Here is an 11992-nt window from a genome sequence, read left to right as displayed (position 1 = left end):
AATGACAAGAAGGTAGAGAATGACAATATAAAATTCCATCATTGATGAGAAGTTCAATAAAATATATAAGAGTTACTACGTAGTAATACTGTGTTTACGGTATTACCAGAGCCAGAGGTTTATCAAGCCTACACTTTTCTATCTCAAAAAGTGTATAAAGAACTGATAGTAGTTTTTGCAGATTGTGAAATAGCTTATAGGGGAAGGGCAGAATCAAAAGCTTCATCGTCCCCAAGATTAGTCATTATAAAACCTGATGGAACTATTGTGATCCATGAAAGCGTTAAAAGAGAACCCATTAACTGGCAACCACCTGGTACTAAAATCACGATAATGGAAGATCCTTTAAAGATAATCGCAGAGAGAACTAGACCAAGAGAAGTAATAGAAGTTTATCTCCATAAAATTTACTACATAACATCCTCCCTAGTTATGAATGGAGATTTCATCATCAAGGGTAGAGAAATTGATATTGTGGAAAAAATTATGAGAGAGCCAGAAATCATTGAAAGAGGTTTTAAGCCAATTCAAAGAGAATTCAAAACACCTTATGGAAAAATAGATCTTCTAGGAATTGATAAAAATGAAAGGTACGTTATAGTTGAAGTTAAGAGAAGTAAAGCGCAATTACAAGCTGTATCCCAACTTTATCGTTACTATTTATATTTTAGACAGAGTGGGAAGAACAATGTAAGGGGTATTTTAGTAGCCCCTGAAATAACTAAAAACGCACATGACTTATTAACAAAATTAGGGTTAGAATTCATTAAAATTGAATCTGATAAAGGGAGGATAAACCTCGCCCCTTAAAGGCAAAGCTTACCTCCTCCCCGCCCTAAAGGGAGAGGCTTGTCGTTCTCTTTGTCAGTTAATAACAACTAACTTAGTTTGTTCCTTAGAAATTTTAATAACTCATCGTATTTCTCATTGAACGTTCTGAACCCATATAATTTTCTTTTGAATTCGTCTACACTTGAAGATAAAAATTCGATACAATCTTCAGATATAAGAAAATAATCTGACTCATAAGTACTATCTAAGTTTATTACACTCTTTATACAACCTTCACGCTTATTTCCTAACGTTATCTCAATCTTCTTCTTCACGCTTAGTTGAGCTGACTGCGATGAAAAATCGTTAGTTAGTCTTATCACTAGATTATCAACACTAATGTCTAGACACTTAGAAGGATTTACATTTAAATTACAGATAAGAGATAACATTTCCGCTATCAATTTAGTTGGAATATTATAATTAATACTAAAATTGTATAACATGCTATTTACGTCCTCTTTAATCTCGTTAAGGAGAGATAAAACCTTGCCTCTAGCATCGTTTCCCTTAATAACCCTTAAATTATGCATGTCAAATAACCTATTTCCATCAAACGACACTCTCACACCCTCAGACGAGAATATGGAAAGGTTAAATACGTTATCCCCTTTCAGCTGAAAATCTAAGACATACTTATTTCCATTAATGTTAAATTTTATTTCATCAGAACGACACTCTAATGAATAACTAAGCTGGCTTATCCACAAATTAATACACCGTTTGATCTTTAGCTAGAGAAGAGTCCCAAAATCCTATTTCAAATCTTATACTCCTTTCAAATATCTTTAAAGTTCTATCATTTACAACTATCTTATCTAAGGAGTCTAAAATAGCGTAAACTCTCCTCTTATAATCTTCTGATGCATAAAAGGAAGCCCATAACTTAAACACTTCATTCTTACTTTCAATCACATAATCTCCTATCTCACTATATCCCAACATACAAGGTGTTACTGCAACAAGAAACTCCTCCCAGCCTATGCTGGCATGGTAATATAAATGTCTAGTATAAGCATAATTAATTAAATTATACCCAGTTTTCTCTATTTCCTCTTTACTTATGTTAAGCAATGAATATAACCTCTTATTATTTTCCATACCTTTATCCCTTGAACTAAAAACTGAATTGAGTATCTTAACTACATCTTCTACAGGTCCCTTACTCGATGCCAATAATAAGGCTCTTAACATTCCCTCCACATATTTTGAATCTTGAATCAAATAGTATCTAAAAATATCTAACGGTAAGTTGCCTTCTCTCATTCTGACGACGAACTCATGCCTAACATACTTTTTCCATAATTCTTCAGTACTTCTTAATAAATATTCAATTCTGCTAGTCATCGATTTCACCTAAGCCTAGAACCACCATCCACGGGTATAACAACGCCATCTACCCATTCTGCCTCATCAGATAACAACCATATGACTACTCTAGCAAAATCCTCTGGTGGTGCTTTCGGGTCACCTAATTTCCTAAGAGATTTCCAATCCCTTTCTGGAACGAAATCTCCTTCAATATATGTTGGGGCAATACCATTAACCCTTATCCCTTTTCCTAACAACTCCGAAGCTAAGACTTCGACCGCTTTCGTTAGCCCAGCTTTAGCTATTGCATATGATAATTGCTTTGGAGATGATTTCATCAGTCCGCTTAGAGACGAGATTAATATCACACTAGAACCTTCTCTCAGATATTCTAGTGATGACTTAACCGCGTACAACGGTATCTTTATATGATTTCTTAACATTTCTTCGAGACCAGAAAAATTTTCAATATCGTCCTCAATATATCCTCCTACTGTAACGACCAAATGATCTATTCCACCTAATTTAGATGCGCAATCATCAATTACTTTCTTAGAACTAGTCATCGATGATAAGTCGCCTACTACGTACTCGATCTTACCATATTTCTCTAAATTACCCTTCATCTTCTTTAACTTATTCTCATTTCTGGAATTAATACAAACCGAGGATCCTTCTCTCAAAGCAAAATACGCTATTGCATAACCTAAACCTTCACTAACACCAAGAATTACAGTTTTCTTATTTTCTAACCTTCCCATAATATAAAAAATTCATAGCTTAGTTTTAAGCAATTGTTTAATACTCGATTCATCTGATACTGGCATGCTACAAGTATTACCTATACATACGTAAGCCCTACTCTTTCCGGCATTATATCTCAACATTGCTCTAATTACTGAACTAACATAATCCTTTCTACTGTCATCAACTCTCTCCACAACCTTAAATGGATAATACGTGGTTAAGGCTACCCTATGAAGCTTTTCAGCTAAGCCATCCTTCTCATCAACTACTACCACATGAGCTAGACCATTAACATAAGAGCTTACGGAGTTTATTATCCCAGCTATGAATTGAGCATTCTCATTAGTTAGTGTTGGTGTAATTGACCTAATCCTTTCCTCATCCACCTTGAACTCATCAGATAAAAGCGATAGCTTAAGCAAACCCCTAAGATACATAGAGCTAGATGACTCATTAGGAGTATCCATGAAGTTCTCCGGCTTAAACTCTGAGATAACCTTCCTCCCTAAATCAATAGCAGGGTCATAATATTTAGGATCACATAAAACCTCATAAGCAGATATAATTGACAACAAGGAAGAAGTGTAATCCTCTAACAAGCCATCTTTACCTCCGCCTAACCTCCTACTAATGATACCCCTATTACTCATTATCTTATCTACAACCCACCTAGCCTCATCTATTCCTTTTCCAAGTATTACTGAAGAATATAACAAAGCTTCAGCTATTTTAGCATTAGTATAAGTATAAACGCTATCATCCCTATATGGCATTTTTCTATTTTTCTCTCTATAATGTAGTAACTTTCCTCTTACTTCATTAACCTTATTTAATACCTCTTCCTCTCCTAACTTTAACAATTTAACTAGATCCCTCAGCCCATATTTTCTTAAAAGTACCTTCCTACCTTCTACATCTACTGTATCATCTAAATCAAATATTTTTAACGCAAAATCAAAGTCTTTGCCAAGTGCCTCTCTTAACTCATTCTCAGTCCAAGTATAATATTTTCCTTCAATTCCTTCACTATCAGCATCTAGACTATTAGCAAATCCAGAATCCTTAATGTATAATTCTCTTATTACAAAATCCACAGAATTCTTTAGCCCATCTAAAATTTCTACGTCTAATGTGGCTATATAATAGTTAAAATAATCATAAATTAACTCCGAATTATCTATTAATAATTTCTCGAAATGAGGCAACTTCCACTCTCTATCCACAGTGTATCTGTGAAATCCCCCTCCTACTTGATCGAAAATGCCACCATAATACATTTTCTTAAGAGTGAAGCTACCTAACTTTTTCCCTAAATCGTCACCTTTAACCGCTGAGTAATTTAGGAACAATAAGTCAACCATGGTGTGAGGAAATTTTGCACCATAACCTAAACCACCATATTCTATATCATAGTATGAAGTTATATATGAGAAAGCATCGTCCAATAAATTACGACCTAAACTATCAACACTCTTGTATACAACTCGTATATCAGATAAACTTAAAGAACCAGACTCAATTTTTTCCCTTTCCTCTCTCCAAACTCTCATAATTTCTAATAGAACCTTCCTAAATCCTATCCTCCCATACATGTCCTCTGGAGGGAAATAAGTTCCTCCAAAGAATACCTTCTTATCCGGAGTCATGAAAACTGTTAAAGGCCAACCAGACTCTCCTGTTATAGCCATTACCGCATTTTGAAGTACTCTATCAACATCTGGCATCTCATCCCTATCTACTTTAATAGGAATAAAGTTCTCGTTTATAATCTTAGCTATTTCTGGATTAGAGTACGTATTCTCATCCATTACATTACACCAGTGACACCACGAAGCTCCTACATCGACTAAGATAGGTTTATCTTCTCTCTTAGCAATCTGAAATGCCTCGTCACTCCAAGTGTACCAGTTCACGGGTTGTTCCACTGCCTTCCTTAAATATCCACTATTAGAATTACTTAATCTCTCATTCATTAGAATATTTTTAGAACACATACATATTTAAAATTTCTTATTAGGCATTAGTATCTTGTTCTTTTTTAGAATATATTTTATATAATAAGAAAAAACCTACAGCTACCAAACTGAGAGCTATGTCAGTGTAATTTGTATAAGTATAACTCTTCGGCACTTCCGGGTTTACAAAAGACGAATTGCTGAAATAAGCTATAATAGAAGAGTTGCCATTTACATCATATAAAATGACATTACTGGTTTCACCGTTAGACCATTTTACAAGATTACCTTCAGCTTGAAGAAGAAGAGTAGAACCATTATAAGTTTTGATAATAGTTGAGTTTGAAATCCTAATTACACTTCCATTAGGAAATTCTACATCAACATAACCTTTTCCTATATTTTTGACTAACAGATAAGAGTATATTGGAATAACGTATATTGACAAATTATAAGAAGTATTATTCCCTAACGATAAATTGACCGCGTTCCTCTCAACTCCGTTAATAAAAACTTTAGTAGAATAAGGAGAAATAACAGTAACACTTACAGTTACGTTGCCACTAATAACGAAGCTCTCATTTTCACTCGCTATATCTACCCCTTGATTAGTAATTAACATTACTGCTACAGGAAACGGACTACTAATCCTAACGTTAAGTGTAGCACTATTATTAACTAAAGTTGATGAGAGAATTATTGAAACAATTATAAGCATTATTACACTTAATCTTCTCATGGTAAGGGTTATATTAATTATATTAGGGAGTGTAAAACATAAGTAAAAGTGTAGATGAAGAAACCAACCTTACCTGAGGATGATGAGGGGTTGTTTCACGGATTATGAAACTATTGGTTAAAAAGCCGGTATTACCAATATAACCTGTCATGAAGATAATACTCGGAATGCCAGACCTGAAAGTCCCGGTCTGGGAGTTCAATACTCCATTAATGATAAACCAGTTAAACTGGGATAGTGTTTCTTGGAGTAATGAGACGTGGGTTGACTCTGGTGGGTACCAAATAATGGTAAAAGGCATATCTGTAAATCTAGACAATGTTGTGGAAAAGTATAAGATTTTAAATGCCAATTACTACATGAGCCTCGATATCCCCTCTTCCCCCTGTGGGAAACCATCTGACCTAAACTTTAAACACTTTGAGTACTTATACTCTAGATTAGAGAAAAAGGTAATACCAGTAGTCCACGCTTATGACGTAGAAAATATTAAGAAGGCAGTTGACTTCTACTCTCAATACACTGACATAGTAGCCTTTGGGGGAATTGTACCACCTTCACTAAATGGGGGAGGGGGTAAAAAATTAGCAATAGCAATGTATAGGCTTTTGAGAAAACTATGGAAAGGAAAAATACACGTTTTAGGTGCCGGTTCCCCTTTCATGCGTAAACTATTCTACGATGCTGATAGTGTAGACACGTCAACTTATAGGGTTAAAGCTATTCACGGGATGATAATCATACCGGGAAAAGGCGAAAGATACGTTGGGGAAAGAAAAATAGTTTGGAAGGCTAGAAGGGCTACGCAAGAAGAAATAGAAACACTCTTATCATTCCTAGAAAGGACACACTTTCCGTTCCAGCCTAGACTCGAAGACTGGGTAAGTAGAGCATTAATAAACGCGTGGGTACTCTTACACTCAGAATATGAAAAAGATCACCCTCTGATAAAGTATACTAAAAGTTTAAAAGAACCAGAGGAGGAGTTAACCGAATTGTGCAAGACTTAGATTCTTTTTTGAGCTGAGCTCCAGACGTTGATAGAATCCTCGCCATAGCAGGGAGGAAGTCACTCAGGGTGGTACGACAGTATTGGCGACACGATTTAAAGAGTTAAAAATCTTTAAATGCTCAGACCTCGAAATCGAAGTCAGAATGAAGATGAGGCATGTAATGATGGTAAAATTCCAAGACAGCTCGTCAATAATAGAAAAGGTAAGGGATATAATCATTGTAATCGTATCGATAATAATTGCGTATTTCATGTTTTAATTTTTAGTGGTTCTTCATCAGTTAATATTCCATCAAATGCTCAAATTATCTCAGATATCGATAATGCTTTAAGATTAATCATCGGCCTGCTTATCATAGTTGCAGCAGCCATCACAGCGTGGGTAATATACAATTTTTCCCCAGATCTCGATTATAGTCTAGAAGTAGTCGACCCCCTGCTAATCGTAGTTGCAGCGGTTTTTATAGTATGGGCAATATACACTATTTCAAATCCCGTTTATTTAGGCGTTGCTATAATTATTATAGTTACACCATTCTCAATCGCGCATTTCATAATAAAAAAGTACTTAATAGAGAAATTCGAAGAATGGCCTTGAATTAGCTCAATAGTTGAAATAATAGACTGTTCCTTATCTTCTACACGGTTCTACCGTAAAGGCTGGCTTCTTCTATTTTCAGAATAAGATAGCAGAACTAGACGGGTTAAAGGCTGAAGCTGAGAGAGCCCAAGAAACTGAAGCTAGGGAGGAAGTGTTGAGAGAAAGGGAAAGAGTCTTCACTAAGCTCTACCGTAGGGTCTTTCACTATTATAGGACTTTAGCCTCTCATCTTGCTAAGACGTTATGGCAGTTAGGAGTCTTAACAGTCTATCTCGGATATCCTTATTTTATCTCTCAAGATAAGGGTAATAAGTTCACTATGAACATCTGGTCTTATCGTAAGTTGATTGAGACAATAGTGTATAAGCTCTATGAGTATATGGGATATAAGGTATTTCTCGTGTCGAGTATAACACTTTGCGTTTCTGTGTTTTTCACGACGTTAAGATTGAGAGGAAGCCTAGGAGAGTTATTAACTGCCCTTTAGGTCATAAGCTTCACAATGACGTTAATGGTGCTTTTAACATAATGAAATTAGGAATAGGGAAAATCATGAACACGCTAAAGAAGCCTCTTTCCTTTTTAGTTTCTTCAAACGGAGTAATAAAGGGAAGTAATGCTTTAGACCTTGGCAAAACCCCCCGCCTTTAGGGCAGGAGGAGGTCAGGAAAAAAGACTAACTTTCTTCAACCTCTCTTTCCACTTCCTCCCTCAACCTCTTCTTCGTTTCCTCCAAGACTTGACTGAAGTTTATAACCTCATACCTCACCCTCTTCGCGTTCACTGCGTCCCTCACTTTCCTCTCGTTTGTGTTCAGGTTCTGGTTCCCAGTCTTCACCTCGAAGAAGATTATCTCTACTTCCTTGTCGTCAGACAGTCCCTTGAAAGCTATGAAGTCCACAGGAGATCCGAGGTGCCTGAAGTCTTTCGGATTTACATTATAACGGTCTGCGATGAGAAAAGGGGCAAACTCCTCACCAATCCTCCCTAAGATCGTGTTCGCCGACTTCAACAAGGCGTCCTTCCTTATCTGTTTCTCGTACTCAAGCTTCCACTTCTCAAGTTCAGCCTGAAACTTGACCTGAGTATTCTGCTCTATCTGCTTCCTGAGCTGGTCAGAGTGTTGTTGGACCCACTGTTGAAACATGGTCTGGGTCTGTTGCTCGGCTTGTTGCTGGATCCTCTTGATCTTCCTAGAATAATACACTAGGGTCGCTACTAGCACGAGAAAGAGAATGAGGGCTAAGATGCTACCAATATCGACTATTGCCATTAAATTCTTTTTCCTGTCTAATTTTAAAAAGATATGGGTTTAAAGAGACGAAAGCCTCACCTTTTAGACTGAGGATTTCAACAACTTTGTAATATTATTATAGTTGCATTACTTACAATAATAAAGCGAAAAACGAAAAGTATTTAAATGAGTTTCTGAAGAAGAAGAATTGGGAGTGGCGAGGGATGATGAACGGCTGACACGCAGACCCCATGAAGAGTAACCCGACAGCTGACCCGCCACTCCCTAATTTTCCTATGTTGTTTAAGGTAAAAAAGGTTTTCTCTTTTTGAATAATCTCGAGTAGACCTTCTCTTATAAAAAGAATTAGCTTTTAGATCACTGCTGACTTCCTCTATGCCCTAAATGGCGTTTCGTTGGTTCCCTCTATTGGTTCGGGTCTATATGTCGGGAAGGCTCAGAGAACCCTCCCATCTGCACATAGAAATGATTTTTAGACTTAAAGACTTCGCCATCCCTTTTCATTCAGGCTTTAACAGGGAGTTAAGTACTTCGCTTATCGTCCTAAACACTAACCTCCCATATGGGTATAATTCAATTTTAACCCCGGATAACTCGCTAGCCCTTTTTACCACGTTATAATGATGCTTAGGTAAAATCCCCACTATCTTTTCATGTAGCCTGGATATCTTCATTAAAGGATTAACTAGTAATCTTACAAACTCTTCTTTTTCCTCTTTGCTCATTAAGGAGGGAGGGTAGTCGTAAGAGTTAAAGGGGTAGCACTCCTCTAACTCCCTGGGGACTAGCAACATGGGCTCAGATACTGAATAGACCTGCACGACGTCCTCAAGATCGTATTTCCTTAACAACGCATACGCCAGCCTATGAGTAGCTGACCTAGAGTAAGGCTTAATAGAAGTACATGGTAGAATTATAGCTATCTTTTTATCTGAATTCCAAAATTCCATAAAATACTCATGCCATTTCTTGACCACAGGGTGATTAAATAGGTCATTATCTTTTTCCTTTTTTATTTCAATAAATTCCTTAACATTTAAGAAATTATATAACTCATTGCAATTCATGTCCTTATATGATTGGATAAAGGAAATTAAAAACGTGAATACAGTTGATAAGTTAATCGTTTAATTTTAATTTTGCCTCGAAGTTTATGATATTATGCAAAGGATTCCAGAAGATGGAGAACCAATCAAGTTTGAAAACGGTAAATGGATAGTCCCTAAAAGACCTATTGTGCTATATGTAGAAGGAGATGGAATAGGACCAGAAATAGTTCAATCAACTATTAAAGTAATCAACAAGGCTGTTAGTAAGGCTTATGGCTCTGATAGGGAAATAAAATGGGTTGAAGTTCTAGCTGGAGAAAAAGCAGAGAAATTAACAGGAAACAGATTCCCTAAAGAATCAGAAGATCTTATACAGAAATACAGAGTTGTACTTAAAGGACCTCTAGAGACTCCTATTGGTAAAGGTTGGAAATCAATTAACGTAGCTATTAGGCTTATGTTAGACTTATACGCAAATATTAGACCAGTGAAGTACATATCTGGTATAGAAAGTCCATTGAAGAATGCTGATAAAGTGGATATGATAATCTTCAGAGAAAATACTGATGACTTATACAGAGGAATAGAGTACCCATATGATAGTGAACAAGCGAAGAAGATAAGGCAATTCTTAAGAAATGAATTAAATGTAGAAGTGGAAGACGATACCGGTATAGGAATTAAAGTGATAAGTAAATACAAGACTCAAAGAATAGCTAGAATGGCTATCAAATATGCTATTGAACACAAAAGGAAAAAAGTCACTATAATGCATAAAGGAAATGTGATGAAGTATACAGAAGGGGCCTTTAGGGAATGGTCATATGAAGTAGCTACAAAAGAGTTCAGAGATTACGTAGTAACTGAAGAAGAAGTGACCAAGAACTATAATGGCGTCCCACCCCAGGGAAAAGTAATAATAAACGATAGAATTGCTGATAATATGTTCCAGCAGATAATTATAAGGCCAGATGAATACGACGTAATCTTAGCCCCAAATGTTAATGGAGACTACATTTCAGATGCAGCTGGTGCATTAGTAGGAAACATTGGAATGCTGGGAGGGGCAAATATAGGTGATACAGGAGGAATGTTTGAGGCAATACATGGAACGGCTCCAAAATATGCTGGTAAGAACGTAGCAAATCCGACTGGAATAATAAGAGGCGGTGAATTAATGTTAAGATTTATGGGATGGGAAAAGGCAGCTGACTTAATAGATACTGCAATTATGGAATCTATAAAGCAAAAGAAGGTAACCCAAGATATTGCTAGATTTATGGGAGTAAAAGCTTTGTCGACCACAGAATATACGGACGAATTGATAGGAATAATTGACACACTAAGTTAAAGAGAATACAGTATTTTTCCTCTGTTTCCACACCTTTACATACCCTAAGTGAACTACTCTTTTTCTCTTTATGTTAGACCTAGCTTTTTAAAATGAGACAATATGTGAAAAAATGAAGTCCTCGCTATTTATTTTAGTCAAGAAGTGAGACTGTGTGCATTTCCTGCGTTTCAAATTAATTTTAACCTAAATCTTGATAATTCATTATACAAAGTTGTGTAATGTTAATGATAAAGTATGAAATAAAGAAAACAGAGGAAAAACACAGTGACAAGATTATGGTATTATCCTACCATTGAAGTGATAATACAGCTCGTGTATCATTTTAACATTTTCTTCAAATAATAATAGATAACTATCTTCTTTAGGGTATAAAGATATGAAGAATCGAAGGAAATTTACTGTAAAACCGGGGAGTAAAATTGTAAGGTGATGAGAGTCTCGCAGGGCGGGGATAGAAAAAGAGTCAATATTGTTGAGATGGGTTCTTGACTTCCCCTAAAATGAGAGGGGAAACAGTGAACTGCTAAGGGAACTTTACTGCAGTGAGGAAGTCAGTTTCAGTTAGGCTTTACTCATTTTGTAAAATTGGTTTATGTTAGTAATTTATTTTCAATGAATTAGTTTAAGGTAAATTAAAATCGGTAATATGTTTGACAAATTTCATATCTTTAACTTTTCTTAATAATTTTTCATCTGCAGTATAAACTTCTTCATTAAGTATTTTACCTAGTGCAACATATGACGCGTCATATATTGTTATTCCGTATTTGAGTGATAATGTTATTAGGTCAGGGAGAAGGTGATATAAACTATAGTATGTTATTTGAAAATCTTCAATTACCTTAGATATTTCAATTAGTTCAAGTTCACCTAAACTATAGGTATATTTTAATGCATTTATTACTTCAAAAGGTAGTATACATGGAGCTGACAAATCTATTAATCCTTCAACGTATGCCTTCTTCAGTCTATTTGCATCGTCGCTATATTTCTCGTTAGCAAACCATTTGACAACTACTGAAGCGTCCACTATTCCCAATTTTTATCTCTCCATTCTCTGATTGTCTCTTCTGACCTCTCACCTTCAAGATATCTTGAAAACTCTTCCGCTTTTAATGAAGCTCTTTTTATCCTTTCT

General features: G+C 35.8%; 13 protein-coding genes. 5 read left to right on the top strand and 8 right to left on the bottom strand.

Annotated elements, in window-relative coordinates:
- Positions 1-90 precede the first annotated feature (90 nt).
- A complete protein-coding gene (gene nucS, locus DMP16_RS04705; protein WP_069283801.1) occupies positions 91-810 on the top strand; it encodes an endonuclease NucS in 720 nt (239 codons plus the stop codon).
- A gap of 68 nt (positions 811-878) precedes the next feature.
- On the opposite strand, the gene DMP16_RS04700 is transcribed toward nucS, so the two are convergent.
- From DMP16_RS04700 to DMP16_RS04680, 5 genes are read right to left on the bottom strand one after another with little or no spacing between them, the layout of a single operon-like run.
- Complete coding sequence (locus DMP16_RS04700) at positions 879-1541, bottom strand: hypothetical protein (protein ID WP_069283799.1); 663 nt, start codon at positions 1539-1541, stop codon at positions 879-881.
- A gap of 1 nt (position 1542) precedes the next feature.
- The gene (locus DMP16_RS04695) at positions 1543-2178 is read right to left on the bottom strand and encodes a TenA family transcriptional regulator (RefSeq protein ID WP_069283797.1); all 636 of its coding nucleotides are present in this window, start codon (positions 2176-2178) and stop codon (positions 1543-1545) included.
- A gap of 5 nt (positions 2179-2183) precedes the next feature.
- Complete coding sequence (locus DMP16_RS04690; RefSeq protein WP_069283795.1) at positions 2184-2903, bottom strand: SDR family NAD(P)-dependent oxidoreductase; 720 nt, start codon at positions 2901-2903, stop codon at positions 2184-2186.
- Positions 2904-2915: 12 nt separating this feature from the next.
- Complete coding sequence (locus DMP16_RS04685; RefSeq protein ID WP_143576935.1) at positions 2916-4862, bottom strand: thioredoxin domain-containing protein; 1947 nt, start codon at positions 4860-4862, stop codon at positions 2916-2918.
- Positions 4863-4902: 40 nt separating this feature from the next.
- A complete protein-coding gene (locus DMP16_RS04680) occupies positions 4903-5562 on the bottom strand; it encodes a hypothetical protein (protein WP_143576934.1) in 660 nt (219 codons plus the stop codon).
- 170 nt (positions 5563-5732) lie between these two features.
- Between DMP16_RS04680 and DMP16_RS04675 the strand changes: the two genes are divergently transcribed.
- The 3 genes from DMP16_RS04675 (at position 5733) to DMP16_RS04665 (ending at position 7683) form a co-directional block, all read left to right on the top strand.
- Positions 5733-6593, top strand: a complete 861-nt coding sequence (locus DMP16_RS04675) for a hypothetical protein (protein WP_069283789.1) — start codon at positions 5733-5735, stop codon at positions 6591-6593.
- Positions 6594-6710: 117 nt separating this feature from the next.
- Complete coding sequence (locus DMP16_RS04670; protein ID WP_069283787.1) at positions 6711-7193, top strand: hypothetical protein; 483 nt, start codon at positions 6711-6713, stop codon at positions 7191-7193.
- Positions 7194-7281: 88 nt separating this feature from the next.
- Positions 7282-7683: a transposase gene (locus DMP16_RS04665; RefSeq protein ID WP_231961301.1), complete on the top strand. Its 402-nt coding sequence runs from the start codon at positions 7282-7284 to the stop codon at positions 7681-7683.
- A 189-nt stretch (positions 7684-7872) separates the two neighbouring features.
- On the opposite strand, the gene DMP16_RS04660 is transcribed toward DMP16_RS04665, so the two are convergent.
- Together DMP16_RS04660 and DMP16_RS04655 are read right to left on the bottom strand one after the other, a co-directional pair.
- On the bottom strand, positions 7873-8469 hold the full coding sequence (locus DMP16_RS04660) for a Holliday junction resolvase-like protein (protein ID WP_069283785.1): 597 nt from the start codon (positions 8467-8469) through the stop codon (positions 7873-7875).
- 482 nt (positions 8470-8951) lie between these two features.
- Positions 8952-9518, bottom strand: a complete 567-nt coding sequence (locus tag DMP16_RS04655; protein WP_069283783.1) for a DUF5591 domain-containing protein — start codon at positions 9516-9518, stop codon at positions 8952-8954.
- 94 nt (positions 9519-9612) lie between these two features.
- On the opposite strand from DMP16_RS04655, the gene DMP16_RS04650 reads away from it, so the two are divergent.
- Positions 9613-10851: an NADP-dependent isocitrate dehydrogenase gene (locus DMP16_RS04650; protein WP_069283781.1), complete on the top strand. Its 1239-nt coding sequence runs from the start codon at positions 9613-9615 to the stop codon at positions 10849-10851.
- A 625-nt stretch (positions 10852-11476) separates the two neighbouring features.
- Here the strand turns inward: DMP16_RS04650 and DMP16_RS04645 are convergent.
- On the bottom strand, positions 11477-11893 hold the full coding sequence (locus DMP16_RS04645) for a type II toxin-antitoxin system VapC family toxin (RefSeq protein ID WP_069283779.1): 417 nt from the start codon (positions 11891-11893) through the stop codon (positions 11477-11479).
- Positions 11894-11992 lie beyond the last annotated feature (99 nt).

This window comes from Sulfolobus sp. B1 (assembly GCF_007050195.1).
Lineage (GTDB): Archaea > Thermoproteota > Thermoprotei_A > Sulfolobales > Sulfolobaceae > Saccharolobus.
This window is presented reverse-complemented; position numbering and strand designations above follow the sequence as displayed.